At 46.6% G+C, this 21854-nt stretch carries 19 protein-coding genes; 4 read left to right on the top strand and 15 right to left on the bottom strand.

The window, feature by feature from the left end:
- The 5 genes from IEV19_RS01325 to IEV19_RS01305 form a co-directional block, all read right to left on the bottom strand.
- Entirely contained in the window at window positions 1-1206 is a 1206-nt protein-coding gene (locus IEV19_RS01325; RefSeq protein ID WP_229732445.1) for a molybdopterin molybdotransferase MoeA, read from the bottom strand.
- A gap of 83 nt (window positions 1207-1289) precedes the next feature.
- Window positions 1290-2372: a HesA/MoeB/ThiF family protein gene (locus tag IEV19_RS01320; protein WP_188368905.1), complete on the bottom strand. Its 1083-nt coding sequence runs from the start codon at window positions 2370-2372 to the stop codon at window positions 1290-1292.
- A complete protein-coding gene (locus tag IEV19_RS01315; RefSeq protein ID WP_229732443.1) occupies window positions 2369-2986 on the bottom strand; it encodes an NTP transferase domain-containing protein in 618 nt (205 codons plus the stop codon). Before IEV19_RS01315 ends, IEV19_RS01320 begins: the two co-directional genes overlap by 4 nt.
- A 13-nt stretch (window positions 2987-2999) precedes the next feature.
- Entirely contained in the window at window positions 3000-3983 is a 984-nt protein-coding gene (gene moaA, locus IEV19_RS01310; protein ID WP_188368904.1) for a GTP 3',8-cyclase MoaA, read from the bottom strand.
- A 13-nt stretch (window positions 3984-3996) separates the two neighbouring features.
- The gene (locus tag IEV19_RS01305) at window positions 3997-4242 is read right to left on the bottom strand and encodes a MoaD/ThiS family protein (RefSeq protein WP_188368903.1); all 246 of its coding nucleotides are present in this window, start codon (window positions 4240-4242) and stop codon (window positions 3997-3999) included.
- A 311-nt stretch (window positions 4243-4553) separates the two neighbouring features.
- Here IEV19_RS01305 and IEV19_RS01300 point away from each other — a divergent pair, with 311 nt between their 5' ends.
- Both IEV19_RS01300 and IEV19_RS01295 read left to right on the top strand, forming a co-directional pair.
- On the top strand, window positions 4554-5645 hold the full coding sequence (locus IEV19_RS01300; RefSeq protein WP_188368902.1) for a vWA domain-containing protein: 1092 nt from the start codon (window positions 4554-4556) through the stop codon (window positions 5643-5645).
- Window positions 5646-5822: 177 nt separating this feature from the next.
- Window positions 5823-5990, top strand: a complete 168-nt coding sequence (locus IEV19_RS01295) for a hypothetical protein (protein ID WP_188368901.1) — start codon at window positions 5823-5825, stop codon at window positions 5988-5990.
- A gap of 20 nt (window positions 5991-6010) precedes the next feature.
- Here the strand turns inward: IEV19_RS01295 and IEV19_RS01290 are convergent, their stop codons facing one another.
- The 4 genes from IEV19_RS01290 to IEV19_RS01275 all read right to left on the bottom strand — a co-directional run bounded on the left by IEV19_RS01290 (window position 6011) and on the right by IEV19_RS01275 (window position 12083).
- Window positions 6011-7510 carry a M14 family zinc carboxypeptidase gene (locus IEV19_RS01290; RefSeq protein ID WP_188368900.1) on the bottom strand — a complete coding sequence of 500 codons (1500 nt, stop codon included), beginning with the start codon at window positions 7508-7510 and terminating at the stop codon, window positions 6011-6013.
- A gap of 1 nt (window position 7511) precedes the next feature.
- Window positions 7512-8126: a peptidoglycan recognition protein family protein gene (locus tag IEV19_RS01285; RefSeq protein ID WP_229732442.1), complete on the bottom strand. Its 615-nt coding sequence runs from the start codon at window positions 8124-8126 to the stop codon at window positions 7512-7514.
- A 53-nt stretch (window positions 8127-8179) separates the two neighbouring features.
- On the bottom strand, window positions 8180-8617 hold the full coding sequence (locus IEV19_RS01280; RefSeq protein WP_188368898.1) for a 3D domain-containing protein: 438 nt from the start codon (window positions 8615-8617) through the stop codon (window positions 8180-8182).
- A 139-nt stretch (window positions 8618-8756) separates the two neighbouring features.
- On the bottom strand, window positions 8757-12083 hold the full coding sequence (locus IEV19_RS01275; RefSeq protein ID WP_188368897.1) for a VCBS repeat-containing protein: 3327 nt from the start codon (window positions 12081-12083) through the stop codon (window positions 8757-8759).
- Window positions 12084-12368: 285 nt separating this feature from the next.
- Between IEV19_RS01275 and IEV19_RS01270 the strand changes: the two genes are divergently transcribed.
- The gene (locus tag IEV19_RS01270) at window positions 12369-13697 is read left to right on the top strand and encodes a serine hydrolase domain-containing protein (protein ID WP_188368896.1); all 1329 of its coding nucleotides are present in this window, start codon (window positions 12369-12371) and stop codon (window positions 13695-13697) included.
- 207 nt (window positions 13698-13904) lie between these two features.
- Here IEV19_RS01270 and IEV19_RS01265 read toward each other — a convergent pair whose 3' ends face one another.
- The 5 genes from IEV19_RS01265 to IEV19_RS01245 form a co-directional block, all read right to left on the bottom strand.
- Window positions 13905-14750: a 1,4-dihydroxy-2-naphthoyl-CoA synthase gene (locus IEV19_RS01265; RefSeq protein WP_188368895.1), complete on the bottom strand. Its 846-nt coding sequence runs from the start codon at window positions 14748-14750 to the stop codon at window positions 13905-13907.
- Window positions 14751-14817: 67 nt separating this feature from the next.
- Window positions 14818-16086 (bottom strand): glycosyltransferase, encoded by a 1269-nt coding sequence (locus IEV19_RS01260; RefSeq protein WP_188368894.1) that lies wholly within the window; start codon window positions 16084-16086, stop codon window positions 14818-14820.
- Window positions 16083-17594: a DEAD/DEAH box helicase gene (locus tag IEV19_RS01255; protein WP_188368893.1), complete on the bottom strand. Its 1512-nt coding sequence runs from the start codon at window positions 17592-17594 to the stop codon at window positions 16083-16085. The genes IEV19_RS01260 and IEV19_RS01255 overlap by 4 nt, the downstream gene beginning before the upstream one ends.
- 110 nt (window positions 17595-17704) lie before the next feature.
- Entirely contained in the window at window positions 17705-18634 is a 930-nt protein-coding gene (locus IEV19_RS01250) for a 2-hydroxyacid dehydrogenase (RefSeq protein ID WP_188368892.1), read from the bottom strand.
- A 13-nt stretch (window positions 18635-18647) separates the two neighbouring features.
- Window positions 18648-19169, bottom strand: coding sequence for a DUF6155 family protein (locus IEV19_RS01245; protein ID WP_188368891.1), 522 nt, complete (start codon window positions 19167-19169; stop codon window positions 18648-18650).
- 198 nt (window positions 19170-19367) lie between these two features.
- On the opposite strand from IEV19_RS01245, the gene IEV19_RS01240 reads away from it, so the two are divergent.
- Window positions 19368-20231, top strand: coding sequence for a sigma-70 family RNA polymerase sigma factor (locus IEV19_RS01240; RefSeq protein WP_188368890.1), 864 nt, complete (start codon window positions 19368-19370; stop codon window positions 20229-20231).
- A gap of 448 nt (window positions 20232-20679) precedes the next feature.
- Here the strand turns inward: IEV19_RS01240 and IEV19_RS01235 are convergent, their stop codons facing one another.
- Complete coding sequence (locus IEV19_RS01235) at window positions 20680-21807, bottom strand: YaiO family outer membrane beta-barrel protein (RefSeq protein ID WP_229732441.1); 1128 nt, start codon at window positions 21805-21807, stop codon at window positions 20680-20682.
- Between the last annotated feature and the right edge of the window lie 47 nt (window positions 21808-21854).

Genomic DNA, 21854 nt, shown 5'->3' with positions numbered 1-21854 from the left:
TCAAATCACGTTTTTTACAGCGATATATGGTACGATCTGCCCTGCCTGATACGCCATGTCGCGGGGATCCAATTGCACGAATCCGGAGATTTCTGAAAGGTGCGCCAAATCTCCCGATCCGGAGCTGTCTACCATCTCCACGACGGTATCTCCTTCCTTTATCATGAGATTGGCCCCCTTAAAAATAGTGAGGTCCGACCTGTTTTCCACCATGTTGGACAATCGGACGAATTGGCGTTCATATGATAAACAGGCCGACTTGCAAAACCAGGGGATGAAATACAGATAATAATTCAAAAAGGTAGAGACCGGATTTCCGGGAAAGGAGAAAACCAGGGTGGATAATGACTCATTCTTACCAAACCAGAAGGGTTTTCCGGGTCTCTGGGCAACCCTGTGAAATATTTTTTTCACCTTCAATTCCTCTAAAACTTGAGGGAGGTAATCAAATTTTCCCTTGGATACACCACCGCTGAGGATCAGAACATCCATCTCATCGATCAAATAAGAAAGCTTTTGTCTCATCAGATCGACGTCGTCATCAATATGCAAAAGCATAGGCCTGATCCCTAGTTCCTGCAATGCGCCGTACAAACTGTAGGTATTAGACCTCCTGATCTGGTGCAGCATGGGCGTATCCCCTACATCCACCAGTTCATTCCCGGTAGAGATCACCGCGATCTTCGGTAACCTCCGCACGGGCACTTTATCCTTGCCCACTGTGGCCAAAATCCCCATTTCGGCAGCGCCTATCCTGGTGTTTTTTGGAAGTATCAGGTCTCCTTTTTTATGATCGCTACCCTTGAGATGAATGTTTTGCCCGCGTTCGGGTATCTTTTGCAGAGTGGCAATATCACCCTCCACGGTCAGGTGTTCGTACATCACCACTGTGTCGGTTTCATAGGGAACGACCGCCCCTGTCATGATCTCGACGCAACTCTCCTGCTCTTCCAGGGGAATCACCGGCTGACCCGCCGCAAGAACACCTGCGATCTCGAAGGATAAGCGTCCGTTTTCTACAGCTTCGTACCTGAGGGCAATCCCGTCCTTGGTAGCCCGGTTAAATGGGGGGAAATCCCTGTCGGCATGAATATCCTCAGCCAGAACCCGACCATAGGTTTCTGTCAATAGGATTTCTTCAGTACCAAAGTCGAGGTGCTGTTCGAGAACCAGAGCTAGCGCGTCACTGTAACTGATCATAGGCATTCAGGAGAGTTGTTCCCAAAATATAACTTTTGTCCGGAAAAATGTATTGAGAGCCTTTTAAAATAACCCCTTTCGAGATCTGACTACCCTAAGATACCAAACTGTTTTTCCCATGCCTCAATACCACCCTCCACTGAAAACACGGATCCACTACTTCGGGATTCTATCAAATACTTCGCAGCGACCAGGCTTCTGGTACCGGACCGGCATATGAAATAAACCGTTTTGTCACTTGGAATCTCTTCGGTTGAGCTTTCCAGGGCTTCGAGAGGGATGTGGACAGCCTCTACAAGTCCGTTCAAATCGTATTCCGCGTGGGATCGAACATCCACCAGGTAAGTTTTTTCCCTGTTTTCACGGAGTTCTCGGTGTAGCTTTTCAACGCTGATTACAGGAACGCGGCTGCAATCTTCCGGATCGTACCGGGGTTCCAGGGCTTTACGAGTCTTATTTGCTTCGATCACGGGAAATGAGATATGGCGGATACTCTGATCGATGCCGTCGTAAAGCAGGAGTTTACCTTTTAGGATTCCCGGCATTCGGGTAATTACCTTTACTACTTCCATGGCCTGTAATGTCCCAATGATTCCCGGGATAACCCCCAGGACCCCATTAACATTGCAGTCTTGTATAAACCCCTGTTCGGGTGGGGAGGGAAAAAGGCAACGGTATGTCGGACCCTCCTGATAGTTAAATACACTGACCTGCCCTTCAAAACCGTGAATAGCTCCTGAAACAAATGGTTTGTCCAGGATCACACAGGCATCATTGATAAGGTAGCGCGTTGCAAAATTATCAGATGCATCAACAATAAGGTCATAACCGGAAAGAATCTCAAGGGCATTGGAGCGGGTTAAAAAGGTATCGTGTGTTTGAATTACTGTTTCGGAATTCATTCCCTTGAGCTTCTCAGCGGCAGTATCCAGTTTCGACTTTCCAATATCCGATTCACCGTAAATCACCTGTCGCTGCAGGTTGGACAGTTCTATCACATCCTGTTCCACCAATCCCAGTAATCCCACTCCCATAGCTTTGAGGTACTGCAGAACAGGGATCCCGAGTCCGCCTACACCTACCACCAGCACCCTGGCCCTAAGCAGCATCTCTTGCTTCTCAGGCCCGAAATCTTTCAAGGACGTTTGCCGAATGTATCTATCTCTTTTCATTTTGATTCCAATACCTGTCTGATACGTTCGTAATCCTCCTGTGAGTTGGCATTGGCCAGCACTTCATCCCGAGGCGGGATGACCAGGGATATCTCTGAATTGAGTAAAAACTTCCGCGGACAGCTTGAGGCTGCGCTATTGAGGTAGCCCGGGACCCTGTCCAGAGCCCGGGGTTCCCAAATGGCTGCCAGGGGTTCAGGGAGTTTGGTAGCCTGTGTGGCCAGGGCTGTTGCATCCATTGAGGAGTCACGTGAATCGACAAGCAATTGAAGGGTCTTATGATCGATAAGGGGTAAATCGCAGGCAAGTACCAGCCAGGCGGCATCCGGAAATGCTTTATGAGCGCTGAGGATCCCATTGAATGGTCCCGGGTATTCATCCCTGTCCAGGATGGAGTCGGCCTCCGTCGCTATGTCATTTTGCTGATCCTTCCTCAGGCTGAGGAAGGTTCTCGTGCACAATTTTTGGGCAAGATCATACAGTACCTCCCATTGTGATTTGCCGTGATAGGAGATCAGGGCCTTGTCCCTTCCCATCCGGCTGCTTTTCCCCCCTGCGAGAATCAGCCCGTAAAGCACGGGGGCCGACTGATCATATGTGAGGTGATTATCCAAAATATTATGAGTTTTATCCTCCTATGGAGGTCATTGAATTCTCAAAAACGCCTTTGTGTTCTTCCTGTGCCTCAAAACCGGTCCTGGCACGCTGACCGATCACCTCTGTGATGGCCGACTTTAAGCTAGGAACTGGATCATTGCCCCTTAGAAGATCCCTGACATTCATTTTAGGCTTGCCATAAAGGCAAGTGATCACATCGCCTGTGGCCGTGACCCTCAACCGGTTACAGGTACCGCAAAAGGTTCGGCTAAAAGATGGGATGATCCCGAAAGAACCTTCATGCCCGGGGATCTTGTAATTGATGGAGGTGGAGGTTGGCGGTGATTCCAATTTCTCAAAGCCCGGATAAAATCCCCTGATGTATTCAAGGATCTCCCGGTAATTCCATTTGATAGCCTGAAACTCTTTGCTTCCCCCGTTAAACGGCATTTCCTCCAGAAATCTTACGGAAACGGGATATTGCTCCTGTAACTTGAGGATGGGGATGATGTCCTGTTCGTTCTGGTTCTCCAAAACGATAAAATTTATCCTGAGATTAAAACCGCTTTCTATCAGCGCCATCATGTTGTTATAGACCACATCGAACTGGTCCCTCCTGGTGATCTTCTCGAAGGTCTCTTTCCTGATGGCATCCATACTCAGGTTGATATTGGTGATACCCAGGCTCTTCAATTCAGCTATGTAAGGCCCGATCAGGGTGGCATTGGTAGTCATCGATATTTCCCTGATCCCCTCAAGGGAGGACAGATACCTGAGTAAGGTCATCAGATCTTTTCGCACAAAGGGTTCACCCCCGGTGATCCTGATCTTATCGATTCCCTGATCAACCAGAGTACCTGCCAGTAACTTGAGCTCCTCAATGGTCAGCAAGTTATTTTTCTTGGCAAAGTGGATACCTTCCGCAGGCATACAGTAATGACACCTGAGGTTGCAACGGTCTGTAACGGCGAGCCGCAGGTAATTTATCTTTCTCCCGTGATTGTCGATCAACATATTCAATATAAAGTTAGCCCCCGCTTACCGGCGGGATCAGGGCGATTTCGTCTCCATGCCCTATACCCTTTTCATCCGCGGCATATTCATTGTTCACGGCAATGGCCAAGGACGACAGCTTTTTTAATTCCGGGTATTCCTCCATCAGGAATGTCTTCAGGTCTTCCACCTTAACAAAAGAAACAGCTTTGTCATTCGGCAATTCCAACTCGGATTTTCCCGTGATATCCCTGGTAACCCCAAAAAGCAAAATCTTCATGTTTTTTATTTCCTAATGTGCTGTTTGGCTTAGTACAAAGGTCGATTCTCAGTACAACTTGATTTCTTTCGGCCTGCTATTTTGAAATCGACTCATAATGATTGTAACCGGGCCAATATTCTCACATTCGACTTCTAATAACAAGGTATCAAAAAATAAAGATACGGTCGAATCCTTTAACAATTACTTCCGGAAATCCCTTATAATTTCATCGGTTGACAGCGATTTCAAAATACTGTAAAAAAAGTAGAACCCTGCACATACTTAAATGGAGGAAGTCGCGTTTTGTGGGTGAACCTTAATTCTTGAAAATGAAAACCCGTTTATACCTGTTTGTATTCTCTCTTGTCACTTCCCTGTTTATCTCCTGCGGCAACGCAGATGACGATGTCAATTTCGAACTTAACCCCGGTGGTGACCTGGGTATAGGTAAACCGGTAGACGACTGTCTGGACCTCGGTGAGAATGATCTCATCCTCTCCATACAGGATAAATTCACCACCCTTCCGGGAAAGGTGTCAGTTTTCTTTCGGGTTTCTGACGCCCAGGGAAATCCGGTAGCCGGACTCACGGCAGATCAGTTTACGATCTATGAGCAGGGCAGGAATGACGACTGTTTTAATACCATATCCACCTCGGAGTCCTTTGCGCGTATATCGCCCAATTCCCAGATCTTCAGCAACAATACCTTGCTGGTCTTAGACCTGAGTAACAGTGTGCTCAGCAACAGCCTGAATGAGCTTAAAACTGCGTCCATCAGTTTTATCGATAACGTGATGCCGGAAAGTTCCCAGGAGAGTTTTAAAATGGCGATCTATTGGTTCGATGGGGAAGATGAATTGCATCTCCTGCAACCCCTGACGCCTGTAAAAGAGGAACTGACACTAGCTGTGGAAGGGATCACTCCGGATATCAGCAATGACCCGTCGACCGACCTGTACGGAGCGGTGATCAAGTCGACTAACATAGCCGAAGACCTTTTGGACGGAGCCCGGGCCAATGCCACAATCAGCGCTGCTTCTATTGTCATTTTTACGGACGGTACGGACCAGGCCTCCCGATATTCTGAAAGGGATGCACTTCAAAAAGTAGAGAATGCAGACCTGAATATTTCCTTCTTTACCATCGGACTTGGCGCGGAGATCGATGCCGAAGTCCTTTCGGAGATCGGTCGTACTTTTAGTGTCTTTGCCGGTAATAAGGAAGAACTTGAATCTACCTTCAACGATATTTCCTTCAGGGTTTCTGAACGTGCCAATAGTTATTACCTGTTTGAATACTGTACCCCCAAAAGAGATGGAAGCGGGGTAAATAACCTGGCCATTCAGGTGACAGACGGCTCCAGACAGGGTGCCGTACAAACCGAATTCAACGCAACCGGTTTTACCGGTGGATGCCAATAGAACAAAGGGCTGAGAATATATTGAAGGGAGGATCCAACAGGTCCTCCCTTTTTAATTATCACCATCTTATTAGGGTTTTTGGCATCATCCTTGTTATATATATAGCAACCCGAATGTATATCGCGATTAACATACATCCTAAAAACTAAAGATTGTTTAACGTAAAAGAGAGAAATCATGGATGTTATCAACGAAATTATCAGTCAGAGTGCCCTCGGCTCCCTTTCAAAAGGATTTAAAAGCCTGGTACTGTCCGTATTCACTTCTATAGTGCTGACCCTTTTCGTGATGTTAATTGCCATTATCGTGAACGGCAGCCAGATGCATTTCAGCTTCGGATACTAATCCGATCTGGCTTCAACTGATCAACGGTAAATCATCGCGTTCTTGCGTCCCCATTGTTCAAGTAATTCAGGACCCGCCTCAGAAAGATCCAACAGGAATCCATTGATGATGGCGAACTTATAATCCCCATCCTTCTCTAGAAGAAAGGTGGGGTTTTTTCCTGCTTCCAATTTAAATTCAGGCATTTGATATCCGGGAGTCACCATATGCAATGGGACAGGCGAATAAAGAGAATCAGCCGGGATGTTCCTGACCCTTGCGGAGGTGTACCCTTCCTTCAGCAATTCACGGACCCTGCCGGGGTCTTCGGTAACAGAAGACATGCTTTCAAAGATCTCAGGATATAATTTACCCGGAACCAAGGTATATCCCTTTCCGTCAAACGTATCATACCCGTAGTATGTAGACAGGTCGCCCTGGTCGATTATCCGACTGCTGAACCAAAATTCGCGATTACCTTCCTTGTCGACCTCCAACTGGTTGATCCCAATATCGAGGATATAATCTTTCCCCAATAACTCATAGGTCACTTCGGTCAGTTTCAGGTCGAATAGTTTTCGGTCATTTTCCGGTATCTGCTCGTATTGTTCTATCCCTATGTCTTTATAATTTTCTGTTGCGATAGAATATAGAGCAGAAAGGATGGAAACGTAGTTGAGTTTTCTGATCTCCTGTTTTTCCCTGTCATCGGCGTATCCTCCTGATTCAATGAGGATTGTACTGGTACCCCATTTTTGGATATTGTCCCCAAATGCCCGAGGCTCAAAATCGTCGTTGTATCTGCCAACCTGACCTGGAGCGTATTGCTGGATGATCCTGTTCATAAAGACTATGACCTTCATGGCGTTGCCTCTTCCCTCATTGATCTCCTTCTCGTAATTATAGGCCGGGGCCAGGTAGGAGATCGTGGCCGGTTTCTCAGTGCGCTCCGCATTGTAATAAGTACTTTGGTCGTGCAGGTTAAAGCCGAAGTCGGCCTGCAGGCTGTCCCTCACTCTTTTCAGGGTCTGTCCTTCCGGGGATTGAAGCCTGAGGGCATCTCGGTTGATATCGATCCCCAGCCGGTTTTCCCTTTTAAATACCTCCGCCCCGTCGGGATTGAGCATAGGCAGAAAATGTAGTCTAAGGTTGCTCAGGATTTCGGACTTTTCTTCTTTGAAATCGCTGCTCTTGAAGAAATTAAGGATGTCGAATATGGCCTGGGTCGCCGTGGGTTCATTGCCGTGCATCTGTGACCAGAGGAAGACATCGGTGTTTCCATTTCCAAGACTGACCAGGTTCAGGGATCGCCCCTCAATAGACTCCCCTACCTTCTGAATCTCAACCCCGGGATCATCCCGGTGCTGCTCCAGAAGTGATACAATATCCTCGTGTTTTATACGCCTCTTATCAAGACTGGGTTCTTTATACTTTTCATAGGTCTCGTAGAGGGAGGAAGTAATATCTTTCTGAGATTCAGCCGGTGCTTCTTTACAAGCCCAAATAAAAAAGATAAGGAACGATGCTTTCAGATACTTCATATTATTGCTTTGGTACGGGTTTAAAATTCCAATTTTTAGTCGCTTTTCTGACACGGGCCATAAATTCTTCTCCCGGATCCTCTTTTTCAGTCCTGTAAGCCGGATCTTTTTCCAGCCAGAGTTCATGGCCTTCAAAAAGAGGGTATTCGTAATGCCCGATCAGGTATTCGATATTGTATTTTTTACTCAGATAATCCACCAGCCAGATATTCGACCGGAGCTGGGCCTCAGTGAGGGGCGTTTCTGCAGTGCCCCCTACATTTTCCACCCCGATAGCACAGTGATTGAGTCCGATCACATGCCTTCCCATCACGGTTTCAGGCATCAACCTGTAGATGGTTCCATCCCGTCCAACCAGAAAATGGGAGGAGACATTGAGTTTCCCCGCATTGCCAACAAGGGTGCGCCATTGAGGAATAAGCGGATCGTTAAAAGCATCGAATGACCCTTCGAAGCTAGGGATGGCTGTCCAATGAAGGACTATCATTTTTGGAGTAATGGTCAGGCTGCTGTCTTTTAGGCCGTAGCGCTCGGCCATATAGGCTCTAGTAAGCTCTTCTCTTTCCTCGTTGAAGACTATAGGCCTGTCGATGATGCGGGTTGTGGCACAAGACATGACAATCAGGAGTGTTGGAATTCCTATCCATATTCCGCATGACAACCATCGCTTCATTTTACTGATATATTAGTTCGAGAACTATCAACCACCTTAACCCCGTATTGGATGATCACTTTTTTGCGACCCCATTCCCTGGCTTTCTGCACATCCAGGCCCATAAAGATATCAATTCGATTTTCCCACCGGCTATGCATTTTATCCTTTACCAGGTAAATCCCTTCAAATCCCTCGATCCTAACGGGTGTATCGTACTTCAAACCCTTCTTTAAAAGGTCTCTGGAGACTGCAATACATTTCATACCCGGTTTAAGTGTGTCCCCCCAGGCGGCAATATTTATAAGAGAATTGGTTTGGGACTCTATCGCATTATAGGCGGTGGCTGTAACCTCCATGGTCTTCCATACCCATTTATCCTCATTGTCTGAGCAGGATACAAACCCTGAACTGAAGAGAAGAAAAAGAATCGCTTTAATTCGCAGGTACTTCATAGCTTCATGAAATGTTCGTTTCTCAAATAATCAGAGGGCTGTAGGGTCTTTAGATTCATTTTTCCGGGTAGCACCTAACAAAACTAAAGACTTGAGTTTCTAAATATCACAATGATGAGAACACCTAATATTCAAAACTTTACCTTGTTATTGTTCTCGAGCCTCCTTCAGGGTTATAAAACGTGAGTTTTTGCCAATTTTCCGGCAATATTACTATCCTGCTGCCCTGACTTAAATAACCTGAGCCATAATAGCCTTCCCGTACCAATTTCTTTCCGTTGGAAAGTGAGATAATTACTTTGTTCTCTTCAGGACGAAATTTTTCCATCTCAATTTCCCTGTTGAACCGCAATACGGAAACTGCCCCGTCATTTGTGCATGAGATCACTGCAAGCTGTCCATCACCCAGGGTGATCAACCCCAAAGACTTCCTGTCACCTCCTAACAAAAACCCGTTGCCAGAATTACCCCTGGTGACGCGAATACCGTGCGGATTATATTCCATTAGGGCACCCCGGAAGCTACAGTACGGCCCGTCTACGACATTATTGGAGAACAGATTACCTGTCAAAAGCACTTCTTCTTTGCCATCCCTGTTCGTATCCAGCACAAGAGAGCCAAATATGGGAGCAAATTGCGCCTCATTGGGCATCCAATCGAGGACTAGGCTGTCATTACTTAAATTAAGAAGATAACTATGATGTGCTGTGTATGCCTTCAACTCCAGGCCACCCTCCCAAATCCCCGGATCATCAAAAAGGGTTTGCTGGTCTACCCGGGAATAACTCCTATAGTTCGGGTATTTTAGCCGCATCTGGGGCAATTGGCTTAAAAAGGCATCCCTGGAAGCCACCGGGTGTATGCCATCTACATATTCCTTAAAAAGTAGTGGGTCCACTGAACCGTTCTCATCAAAATCCTTTGCGATAAGCGTCAATGGCGATTCACTGTTGATTCGATAGGTATTGTTCGCACCCAGATTTCCTAGAATATAATCTATCCGTCCATCCTGATTGATATCAGATGCTGAAATACTGTTCCAAAAACCAGAGGTCTCAGTCAATCCTAAAGCCCGGGTCTGATTGCTTAATCTTCCGTTCTGGTTTTGGAAAAAAGTAATGGGCATCCACTCCCCCACCAGGATCAGATCCAGGTCCTCGTCCCCGTCGTAATCGGTCCATAGGCCCTGACTTATCATACCTATATCGCGGAGTTCGGGAGCGATCTCCCCGGTCTTATCCTCAAACTTTCCGTTCTGGTTCACCAGCAGGTAGCTGGAAGTAGGCAGCGGATAAGCCCCTGGCTGGATCCTGCCCCCGACGAAGAGGTCCAGGTCGCCATCTTTGTCAAAATCAGAAGCGGTCACAGTGCCCGTACTAACATCCAGTTCTGGAATGAGTCCTTCAGAACGTGTAAAATTCCCCCTTCCGTCATTCACATAAAGTCGATCCACATATGATCCGGTTCCAAGCTTGGCTCCTGTGCCCCCGCTTGCCACATACAGATCCAGGTCTCCATCCTGATCAAAATCAAGGAACAGGCAACCCATATCTTCGTATTGAGGATCAAACAGAACCGCGGATTCCATAAATGTATTGCCCTTTTGCTGGATGAAGAGTTTACCAGGCTGGCCCTTGGCACCTCCTACATAACAATCTTCATAACCGTCGTTATTGACGTCTCCCACCGCCAGACCGGGCCCCAGTTTTGAATGCTGATGAGGCAGCAGAAATTGCTGGTGAAAATCTACATGATTGTCCTCCCTGTGGGTATAGGTGAGGCCGGAAATTTCCGTAATATCTGTAAATAATGGAGTTTCAGATGTCTCTGAACCTGAGTCAACGAGAGGTTCCTGGATTGAAAATTCTATTTCCTGTAAACTGTCTACGCTGTTCAGGGCATGGTATGTCTGCTCCCCATTAGGCCATATAATATTAAAACGAAATTCTCCTGGTGAATCACCCAGACCAAAATGCAGTGATTTATCAGAGGACGAGAGATAGCCCCGATAGGGATTGACCGTCTGTAACTGCTTGCCCCCCTCTCTTTCCAGGTAAACCTTAGCACCGACCGCATCCGGGTTGGCCCCCTCATATTTCAGTTTAACCTTAACAAAGTGATTTCCATTTTTATTAGAACGATTCTCATAGAGCATGGCAGGCATATCGACATTGTTGATTACCAAATCGAGATCTCCGTCGTTGTCCAAATCCGCGACAGCACTGCCATTACTGTATGTCGGCTTTTCAAATCCCCATTCATTGGTGGTATTGACAAAACTCAAATCCCCCGTATTTCGGAAGGAATAGTTGGGCAAAGGAATACCAGGAGTCTTGTGTATTTCATCAATTTGTTTTTGAATATCGGAGCCCGGGTTCACGAAGGGAGAATGGGTGTTGTAATTGATGTAATCCAGATTTCCCAACTCCCGCCTGAATCCGTTGGTAACGTGCAGATCCAGTAATCCGTCATTGTCAAAATCGGCAAACAAGGGGCTCCAGCTCCAATCCGTACGGGATATTCCGGCCAGCTGTCCAATTTCAGAAAAGGTCCCGTCACCATTGTTGAGCTGCAGAATATTCCTGGAAAACTGGGGGTGATACCCCAGTTTAAGCACCATCTGATAAAAATTGTAATTGGTCGTATTGACCAGTATTTTTTCGCGCTGATTGTCTTCCGGCAACATATCCAGGGTGAACAAATCGGGAAGTCCGTCGTTATTTATATCGGCCACATCATTCCCCATACTGGCATAACTGGTCACATCGAAAGATGATTTCAGAGCGTTTTCAAAAGTCCCATCCCCTTTGTTCAAATACAGGATATCATTGGTTATGAAATCATTGGTCACGTAGATATCGGTCCATCCGTCCCCATTGAAATCATACGTATTAAGACCCAGACTGTACCCCTCTATCTTGATCCCGGCTTCGAGACTTACGTCACGGAATGTACCGTCGCCCAGGTTTTCATAGAGCTTGTCTGTACTTTTGGCTTCCCCGTTTAATGAGGGTCTCTTAACCCTGTTCATATAAAAAAGGGTGAAATCAGTAGGGTTGATGGCCATAAAAGCATCCAAATCTCCATCCCGGTCGTAGTCAAAAAAACTAGTGTGCGTTGTTTGTGCTTTTTCGTTTAACCCGTATTCCGCCCCCATTTCTGTGAAGGTATTGTCCCCATTGTTGATGTACAGAAGGTTCTCAGTTTTACCCAGGCTTATAAATCCGGAAACCGAGAGGTAAATATCATCGTATCCATCAGCATTTATATCCACGATAGAAATACCAGTGATCCAGCGATCTGTTTCCACTCCGGCTGTGGCAGTAATGTCCTGGAATTGGAGTTCCCCTTTATTCAGATATAGTTTACTGCTTACCTGGTTTCCTCCAAGGAAAATATCTTTCAGTCCATCATTATCTACGTCCAGTATCCCAACACCACTACCGGTGTAAAAATTGGAGAACATCAACATATTGTAAGCGTAGTTTTCCGTGAGGGAATTGTTGAAAGTGATTCCACTGATATCAGGAGGGACTTCCCGAAATAATTTACCATGATCGCTTCGGGAACATGATATAATCAAAAATGGCAATAAACAGGTTGAAATGCAATACAAAAGGATTCTGTTTGCTGTGTGAATTGCACTAATCATTTTTATCCCTCATTTTTGCTTTATATATTCAAATATACCTTTAAAATCCCTAGAAGGGTGTCATTTAAAAACCTTTTGCTCACAAGTGCAGTTTACAATATGAAGAAGTTCAAATTTATCCTGGTTTTTCTATTTCTCATTATTACCATTACCCTGATACTGCAATATCCAAAGCTTAATCTGATCTCCGGTTATGCCGCAAAGAATACGGCATCTACCATCTTTATTGCTGGAAGATCCCTGAAATCTGTGGCTGCAAATGATAACAATGTGCCTTTGATCAAACTGGCAGAGTCCACTTATGACCCGTCAGACAAGATCGCCGCGGCCGAAGTATACGGGCTCATGGAAAGAAAAGCTATTTGCCGGGATGGGCTGGGCTGTGTCCTGATCAACGGGGAAGTGGATCACCGGCTTTATTCCGAAATTCCTCTCCGGGTGCAGCAGACCATTCCCCTGCCCTATCCGCATGGACACCTACCTGCCAGGGATACCACCTTCAGCAGTGTAGATTATAGTAAACTGGGTCTAGCCCTAGATCACGTCTTTGCAGATACAGTAAAAACCAGAACGGCACTGGTTCTCTACAAGGGTCATATCCTGGCAGAAAGGTATGCAGAGGGTTTTGACCAGGATACCCCGGTGCTAGGCTGGTCCATGACAAAAAGCGTCCTGGCCACGCTTTTCGGGATTCTGGAGTACCAGGGTAAATTAACCATGGGAGACCAAACCGGGCTGCCCTCCTGGCAGATAGATGGCAGGAAGGAGATCACTCTGGGGCACCTGCTCAGAATGCAAAGCGGACTCGACTGGGATGAGGATTATTCCACCATTTCCGATGTGACCAAAATGCTATTTATGGATTCCAACATGGCTGCAGCTCAGGCAGGAAAGCGATTGGTGGCCGGGCCCACTGAGATTTGGAATTACTCCTCCGGGACCAGCAACCTGTTGTCCGGCCTCCTGAGAAATACCTTTTCGACCTATCAGAATTACCTCAATTATCCATACAAGGCCTTGATCGACAAGATCGGGATGCATTCCATGATCATAGAGACAGATCTGGCGGGCAACTTTGTCGGTTCATCTTATGCCTGGGCCAGTACACGAGACTGGGCGAGGTTCGGACAGCTTTATCTGCAAAAAGGAAATTGGAATGGGGATCAGATCTTCCATCCCGGCTGGGTGGCTTATGTGACAGAACCCACCGAACATTCCGATGGAGTGTACGGAGCGCATTTCTGGCTGAATGCCCACGGTAAATTCCCCGACGTTCCCAGGGATATGTATTCTGCCAACGGATATCAGGGTCAGCATGTCTTTATCATTCCTTCGAAACACCTGGTAGTGGTAAGGACGGGCCTTGCTGAAGAACCACAATTCGACACCAACCTGTTTTTAAGGGAAGTAATTGCTGCCCTCCCCTGATGGCACGAGTACCTGGTCATCGGAAAACAAAGTTTCACAACAAGGGTGAAGAGGTTGACAACAAAAATTATGGAAATGAAATTTCCTCCTGTATGTTTACAGTGTAATTAACAAGGAGTTAATTTTTTCATTTTCATATAGTGTTCTCGTAAAAAGGTCCCGATCTCAACAGACGGGGCCTTTTTTAATAGTGGTAGTGCCCCGGAGTTAAGGTATCCAATTGTCCTTTCCAAAATCAGGTTTGCGTTTCTCTAAGAAGGCATTTCGCCCTTCTTTAGCCTCTTCAGTCATATACGCTAGCCGTGTAGCTTCCCCTGCAAAGACTTGCTGCCCGACCATGCCGTCGTCTGTTAGATTCATGGCGAACTTGAGCATCTTAATGGAGATGGGCGATTTCTCCAGGATCTCCTGAGCCCATTGATAGGCTGTTGCTTCCAGTTCTCCATGAGGGACAACCGCATTGACCATCCCCATCTCATAAGCTTCCTGGGCCGAATAGGTCCTTCCCAGGAAAAAGATCTCCCGCGCCTTCTTTTGGCCTACCATCTTGGCGAGGTAGGCAGAACCATAACCCCCGTCGAAACTGGTGACATCCGCATCGGTCTGTTTGAACTTCGCGTGCTCCTTGCTCGCCAAAGTCATGTCGCATACCACGTGCAGACTGTGTCCACCCCCTACTGCCCAACCGGGCACAACGGCGATTACCACCTTTGGCATAAACCTGATCAGTCTCTGCACTTCCAGGATATTCAGTCGGTGATACCCATCTTCTCCTACATATCCCTTGTGGCCTCTGGCTTTTTGATCACCCCCACTGCAAAATGAATACACCCCATCCCTGGAAGAAGGTCCTTCAGCAGATAATAAGACCACGCCAATGGAAGTATCTTCCTGAGCATCATAAAACGCTTCGTACAGCTCTTTCGTGGTCTTTGGCCTGAAGGCGTTGCGAACGTCGGGCCTGTTAAAGGCTATTCTGGCAACTCCCCCGCATTTCTTATAGGTAATGTCTTCAAACTCCTTTGCCGTCTTCCAGTTAGCGACTGTTTCCATGATATCTGTTTTAGTCCGTAAAGATAAGTCATACTACTGCGCTCCACAACGCAGACGAAACCTTGATTCAATCCCGTTTCTTTTTAGCCACTGCTTCCTTTAACTCAATCCATTTAGAAAGATAACGCGTACTGGCCATGGTGTGATGCAGAAGGATGGAACCAATCAGGTTCTCGTCACGGTGTTTCTCGAGATGGTGGAACAGAAAATCGAGCTTGGAGGAAAATGACTTCTTGAAGTCTTCTCTTAAGAAATCCCTCTTGAGTATAGATGCTCCCCTTTTTTGCCATTCCACCCATAATCCCTCATCCCTGTACAAGGATACCGCAATGGATGCAAGCTCGGCCGGATCATCCTTAATAAAATCACTCATCCGGGCAAAGGAGGTGCCTTCTGCAGCGATAGAAGTCATGGCCGATGGAGTCCCGCATCTAATGGCTTCGAATAATTTTCCCTTGAGTCCGGCCCCGAATCGCAATGGCAGTAAGCTGACCCGGGCTGAATTGAGGACTTCCGAAACTTCGGGCACCCAGCCTTTGACAAAGAAATTTTCCTTGGCATCGGTTAAGCCAGTGATCTCCCTGGATAAATGTGCCCCGTAGATACAGACACCTGCATGAGGGAGTTGTTTTCTGATCTCAGGCCAGACCTCTCGTTTTAAATAAAGTATCGCATCCGTATTAGGTGAATGACGACCATTGCCGATAAATATGAAATCTTCCCTATCTGAGAAATTCTTCATCCGTGCTTCGGGGAGAAAATCCGTCTTTTTATATAGAAAAGGCAGGTAAAACAAATGGGGTTCAATCGCGGGAACATGTGTTTCTAGCCATTCCATTTCAAAACGGGAAATGATCAAGGCAAGATCGGATCTGAATATGGAAGCCAGTTCCCTCTTGGTAATGTCCATATTGCGCCATAATGCCGGTTCGAAAGATCGATCTTCCTGCAGGGCGAATTCCCTTGCATGTCTCAGGGAGTGCAGGTCTTCTGTATCCAGGACACACAATGTATTAGGTAAGGTGGTGGCGACACGCCAGCCGAAATACTCCTCTGTAAGAAAGCGGTCGAAGATCACCATGTCCGGTCTCAGGGAAAGCAGGAAGCGGTCAAAACTTTCATGGTTCAGTTTTACAGGTTCGAATACAACCCCCGGTATTTCGGGATACCCGTTCGATTCTGGGATAGCGGCTGCCGAACAAAATGTGATGCTGAAACCCAGTGATTTGAGAAGGGAGATTAGCTGAACCATCCGGATACCCGCCCCTGTGGCTTCCGGCTGAGGCCAGGTAAGACCTATGATCAGGACCTTGATGTTTTTCTTTTGCGCAATCACATCCTGGATGCGAACTTCTGGGAGATCTTTAGTCTGAGTTTACGCTCGTAATCCTCTTCGAGCCACTCCTTGTAGTTCTTGGTATTGTTCATTATACAATAGGAGTACTGCTTCACCCTGTATTCTATCTCGTCCTTGAGTTGTTTGGCCAGAATCCTGGCCTCAAAAACGTCTTTGCTGTTCTCTACGCATATCCTGGCGTGCTGTTCAATGCTCTGTTCGAGTACGGTCTTCGATCTCAATCCCTTGGCAAAGATCTCTTTATAGGCGGCTTTTACATCGAAATCGATATTATCAGATTTGGAGAATTTCTCCCTCAACTCGGGTGGCATCTCATAGACGAATTCCCGCTCTATATCTTCGTCGTTCTTGATGTTTTCCAGGTAGAAATCGGGGAAGTGGAAAATTTCCTGCCAGTCGATGGGTGCGTCCCACATCCCGAAGCGCGCGATGTTATTTCCCAGGTCGACCACCGTAAACTCATCCTTATCCGGCAGGATCCTGGAGCCTCGCCCGATCATTTGAAAATAAAGGGTCAGGGAACGGGTAGCCCTGTTGAGGATAATAGTCTCCACGGTGGGTTCATCAAAACCGGTGGTTAGGATACTCACTGAAGTCAATATGGCATCCGGGGTTTTGGCGAACCACTCCAAAATTTCCTTTCGTTCAGAGGCCGTATTCTTATTGTCGAGATGCCGGATGGGATACCCCGCCTTTTTAAAGGTCTCATACACATACCGGGAGGTATTGATCCCGTTGTTGAAGATCAGGGTCTTGGTGCCTTTTGCGATTTCTTCATAGGCTCCAAGCAGTTTGCCCAACATGTTCTGGTTACCGTATAGCTCATCGGACGACTTGACCGTGTAGTCCCCACTGATCCCCAATTTTAAGGATTTCAGACTGACATCATAGCTGTACATATTGGCCTTGGCCAGGTACTTGTTCTTGATCAGTGATTCTATGGACTGCCCGACGATCAGTTTTTTGTAATGATCTTTCATCGGCAGCTTGATGTTGGAACTCAGCGGAGTAGCCGTGACTCCCAGAATGGTGGAGGCCTCGAAATACTTGAAAAGCTTGCGGAAAGAATTGTAATGGGCCTCATCAATGATCACCAGGCCGATATTCTTGAGGGAAATGGTTCCTTCCTGCAACCTGTTGTTCAGAGTTTCCACCATGGCTACATAGCACATGTGCGGGTCGTCCACCGCCAATTCCTTGACATCACTATTGATGATCTTGTTCTTTACCCCAAAACCACGCAGCATTCTCGAAGTCTGATGGCTCAACTCAATCCTGTGGGTAAGTACCACCACCTTTTCCTTTCGATGGGCAATGAACCTCCTTGTGATCTCCGAAAACACTACCGTCTTCCCGCCCCCTGTAGGTAATTGATACAGGAGATTTGAGTGGTCGTTGGGATCGTCCAGATGCTCAAATATAGATTGAAGGTCCCTTTGCTGATAGTCGTAAAGGGTCTTTTCAATGTTTTCGGTGGAAATTGACAAAAATGCCCGGCTTTAGGTTAAAAAATCTTCTTTTGGGGTTCTTAAATCACCAATTTGCAAAACTAGAAGATTTTTTTCCTTAAATGAAATTTAAACCCTGAAATCTGGATTTAGTAGCCCTGTTGGAGGTCGACACGGTTCCTCAATTCCTCCCCCCTGCTGAGGCGGAGATAATTCTCCGCGAGTTGAGGCACGACGGATGCCGGATCAGAGACACTGGCCACATGAGGAGTGATTTGGATCAATGGATGATCCCAGAAGGGATGTTCTTTGGGCAGGGGTTCTTCCGCAAAGACATCGAGGCAGGCTCCGGACAAGTGACCTGAGTCGAGTAATGGAATAAGATCTTCCTCTTTCAGATGTCCGCCCCTGGCCACATTGATCAAAAAGGCGCCCTTTGGGAGTTGGTTAAGGGTATCCTGGTTAAGGATCCCCCGGGTTTCCGGAGTGAGAGGTAACAGGCAGACAAGTACAGAGCTTTTGGAAAGAAACTCCTTTCTCGATTCTGCCCCGTGATATACAGGAATATCTTTAAGTTTCTTTGGGTTTTTTGACCAGCCAACGACCTTGAATCCAATATTTCTCAGGTCCTTAGCCAGATGTGTTCCCAGGGTTCCTATCCCCATTATGCCGATGGTATGGTCTGAGATACGGCTATAGGGCTTTGGGGACCACATACCCCTGAACTGGTCCATGACGTACTGGCTGGTATTCTTCAGGTACCCCATGATAACAGTAAAGACGTATTCCGACATGTCTTCAGCAAGGGCGTCATCAACCACCCTTGTGATCGCAACGTCTGGCGGACGGTCAGGATTTTCAAAGATAAAATCGACCCCCGCACCAAAGGATGCGATACATCGGAGGTTAGGGTAAACAGATAAGCTCCCATGGGGATGTTTCCAAACGATCGCCATGGTGATCTCCTCTTTTGAGTGCTCCTCCTCAAAATTATAAACGGGCAGATTCGGATACTGATGCAGGAAAGCTTTTTGCCAGATTTTTGTCTTTCCATCTTGTCTGATGAGTACTATTGCCATCGATTTTTCATTTTTACAATTCTGTAAGTGTAAGAGTGCTGCGAATACGATCAAACTCCTCTGCAAAATCCCACTCCTGTTCCCGAATCTGACCATAGATGTGTTCCATTCTCTCCCGAAATTCACCTTCGAGAGAGTGAAGGACCAGGTGGTTGGCCGCCTCCGAATACGAGCGCAGCATGCTCTTGTAAAAGGCTTCATTCACCTTGCGGACGGCAGAAAAACGCTGGGCTGTCTCCAGGTTGTACAACATTAGATCAGCCAACAAATAAGGATCCATCCCCAAAGTAACGAACTTCCTTATTAGTTTCTGAGCCACGGATCTTCGGGCCCGGGGACGTTTTCGCTTTCTGGGGAAGTATTCATTGGAGATACGGGCCTTCGCATCCCCTATAAGTTTGTCCTCTTTAGGGTTGAAGGCAAAATCGTAGAATACCTTTACCTGTGGAAATCGCTCATAGAGGTCGAGAATCTGTAATTCTAGTTCTCTCTTTTTAAGGCCGGATACATACTTCTTTAAAGCCGACTTGCTCATGGTTGAAATTTGGTCCGACTAAAGGTAGGCAATCACGAACAATCAATTAAGAGTTTATGAAACCCCATATTTCACTGGGCATGGTGATAAATATTAAAGTTCTCATAAAATATGTATAACTCAGGGGGGTGCCCTTTGGAAAAGACAGAATAAAAGTGTATAATGAGAGGATGTAATTATAATAAATTTCGTACATATATGAGGCAATTAAAGATTATCAAGCAGGTTACTAACAGGGAATCCAAATCACTCGACAAGTACTTGCAGGATATCAGTAAAATAGACCTGATCACGGCGAATGAAGAAGTAGAGCTAGCCCAGCGTATTAGAGCGGGTGATCAACTGGCCCTGGAGAAGTTGACAAATGCGAACCTTCGTTTTGTGGTCTCCGTGGCAAAACAATACCAAAACCAGGGTCTGACCCTTCCCGATCTGATCAATGAAGGTAATGTGGGCCTGGTAAAAGCAGCAAAGCGATTTGATGAAACAAGAGGATTTAAGTTTATTTCCTATGCGGTATGGTGGATCCGGCAGTCCATCCTGCAAGCCCTGGCCGAACAATCGAGGGTAGTTCGGTTACCTCTCAATAAGATCGGCTCTATCAATAAGATCAAGAAAGCATTTTCATACCTGGAACAGGCTCACGAAAGGCCGCCCTCAGCGGAGGAAATCGCACAGGAACTAGACATGACCGTAAGTGAGGTCAAGCAATCCATCAAAAACTCGGGAAGACATATTTCCATGGATGCTCCGCTTAAGGAAGGAGAGGATTCCAATCTATACGACGTGATGCGATCCGGGGAATCTCCCAAGCCGGATAAAGGACTCATGCAGCAATCCCTCAATACGGAAATAAACAGAGCCCTCGATACCTTGTCCCCACGGGAAGCGGATGTAGTAAAACTCTACTACGGGATCGGAGATCAGCAATCCATGACCCTGGCAGAGATCGGACAGACATTTGATCTTACCAGGGAACGGGTACGGCAGATCCGGGAGAAAGCGATTCGCAAGTTGAGGCACAATACCAGGAGCAAACTCCTGAAAGCCTATTTGGGTTGATACCGAAAGAGTAACAATAACAAAAGGAAGCCGATCGGCTTCCTTTTTCTTTTTTAAATATACACTAAAACACTAAGAACAGCTAAGTCTGCTGATGTCAAAGTCTTTCAGGATCTCATTGAGGTCCTCAATGAAATTCAGATACGCTGCGTTGTCATAATTTGGATTTGCCATAAGCTTGGGGTTTTAGGGTTGCAGAACTCCACTAGAGATAATCGAGTTCGGCCAATTCATTTACACTCAAAATTTCGTTCAGATCTTTGAGGAAGTTCAGGTATTCCTCTCCGTAGGTATCGTATAACATGGTCGTCTGGTTTAAGTAGAGATCTGGGACTCTAAATATTTACTACATAAACTTATTTTTTCTGATCAGTTCTGCCAATTGTTTGTGGTGTATGGATGTATTATTGTTGTATATAACGTTTTTTTTGAGGTGCTTATTGTGGGATCATAGGCCGGTTTGGTATCTGAGACCTGCTGTTATTGCCCAAAAGTAATTGTCGGGGGCAAAGACAAATTCCTGTCTGGTGAGTCCCAGTTGAGCCCTGTAAAGGGATGGATTAGATTTGAAGGAGAACTGGTATTCCATCACGAGTTGTTGGGATTCCACATACAATTGGGTCTCTGCGATCAGGACACTGTTGGCTCTGAACTGCCTGAATTCTGGCATAAATCCCATTCCCGCATTCAATCCGATATAGTTATTGGCATCCTTCAGGTACCTCCGGGCCGTGAGAACCCCTGAAATCCCCAGGGTACTGTTATTCCTCGGTGTTAGGTACGGCCTCAAAGAAAAATAATAATTACCCTTGTAAAAGCCCGCGGACCCGGTAAAAATGGTCACATCACTGTCTGTAAAGGACAAATACCTGACTCCAAGCGAGGTTTCCACTCCTTTTGGAAGATTCACATAAAGATCCCCTCCTACCCTGTGTTCCGGGTAAATTTCGGACCGACTGTACCCGTAGTTCAGATAGGCATAAACCGATTTAGAAAACTTGGGATACAGGTCGATCTCATACTGTATACCATCGATACCAAACCTGTTGCTGTAATTGATCCTGGGTAAGATCTTGCCCAGTCCAGTCACCAGGTTAAATTCCACCCCTGAATAGTACATGGGGTCAAAGACCACATCGAAAACATCCGCCGAACTGAAAAGGGCTACAAAGTTTCGGTCAATGGCCGGTGTTTCCGTCTCTGTTGCTACAGTTGAAGTGGTTCCGTTTCCATCCCAGGATTCCAGGATACGGTTCCTTAGTTCGATGATATCCGCATCTTCGGGCAAGTAAATAAGTGCTTTGTTCGCCAGACCCAGGGCGGTATGCTTGTTCTGTGCATACATCTCATTGCGAATGGCAGCTTCCCAGACTTCTTTGTTCGACTTTTCGGCGGAGGTGATCCTGTTAAAATGTTTGCGCGCCTCTTCATAATCACCGTCCCAACTAAAGGTTTTGGCTAAAAGGTTCTTTACATCCGTGTACTCCGGATAGTGTGCGAGAATATTCCGCAGGGTGTCCCGAGCCTCCTCTCGCTTTCCGTCGCCAGCAAGGGCCATAGCCCTTTTTAGGGACATGTCAGGATCTTTGGGATACGCACGCCTCTGCCCAAGGAGGTTTTGCG

The organism is Muriicola marianensis (assembly GCF_014638095.1).
Taxonomy (GTDB): Bacteria; Bacteroidota; Bacteroidia; order Flavobacteriales; family Flavobacteriaceae; genus Muriicola; species Muriicola marianensis.
Note: the sequence above shows the minus strand (reverse complement) of the source record. Positions and strands in the feature narration are given on the sequence as shown.

Coding starts and splice junctions, on each gene's coding strand:
- IEV19_RS01325 (WP_229732445.1), bottom strand. CDS start 1,206: ATGCCTATGATCAGTTACAGTGACGCGCTAGCTCTGGTTCTCGAACAG.
- IEV19_RS01320 (WP_188368905.1), bottom strand. CDS start 2,372: ATGAAAAGAGATAGATACATTCGGCAAACGTCCTTGAAAGATTTCGGG.
- moaA (WP_188368904.1), bottom strand. CDS start 3,983: ATGTTGATCGACAATCACGGGAGAAAGATAAATTACCTGCGGCTCGCC.
- IEV19_RS01305 (WP_188368903.1), bottom strand. CDS start 4,242: ATGAAGATTTTGCTTTTTGGGGTTACCAGGGATATCACGGGAAAATCC.
- IEV19_RS01300 (WP_188368902.1), top strand. CDS start 4,554: ATGAAAACCCGTTTATACCTGTTTGTATTCTCTCTTGTCACTTCCCTG.
- IEV19_RS01295 (WP_188368901.1), top strand. CDS start 5,823: ATGGATGTTATCAACGAAATTATCAGTCAGAGTGCCCTCGGCTCCCTT.
- IEV19_RS01290 (WP_188368900.1), bottom strand. CDS start 7,510: ATGAAGTATCTGAAAGCATCGTTCCTTATCTTTTTTATTTGGGCTTGT.
- IEV19_RS01285 (WP_229732442.1), bottom strand. CDS start 8,126: ATGTCTTGTGCCACAACCCGCATCATCGACAGGCCTATAGTCTTCAAC.
- IEV19_RS01280 (WP_188368898.1), bottom strand. CDS start 8,617: ATGAAGTACCTGCGAATTAAAGCGATTCTTTTTCTTCTCTTCAGTTCA.
- IEV19_RS01275 (WP_188368897.1), bottom strand. CDS start 12,083: ATGTTCTCCAATTTTTACACCGGTAGTGGTGTTGGGATACTGGACGTA.
- IEV19_RS01270 (WP_188368896.1), top strand. CDS start 12,369: ATGAAGAAGTTCAAATTTATCCTGGTTTTTCTATTTCTCATTATTACC.
- IEV19_RS01265 (WP_188368895.1), bottom strand. CDS start 14,750: ATGGAAACAGTCGCTAACTGGAAGACGGCAAAGGAGTTTGAAGACATT.
- IEV19_RS01250 (WP_188368892.1), bottom strand. CDS start 18,634: ATGGCAATAGTACTCATCAGACAAGATGGAAAGACAAAAATCTGGCAA.
- IEV19_RS01245 (WP_188368891.1), bottom strand. CDS start 19,169: ATGAGCAAGTCGGCTTTAAAGAAGTATGTATCCGGCCTTAAAAAGAGA.
- IEV19_RS01240 (WP_188368890.1), top strand. CDS start 19,368: ATGAGGCAATTAAAGATTATCAAGCAGGTTACTAACAGGGAATCCAAA.
- IEV19_RS01235 (WP_229732441.1), bottom strand. CDS start 21,807: ATGTCCCTAAAAAGGGCTATGGCCCTTGCTGGCGACGGAAAGCGAGAG.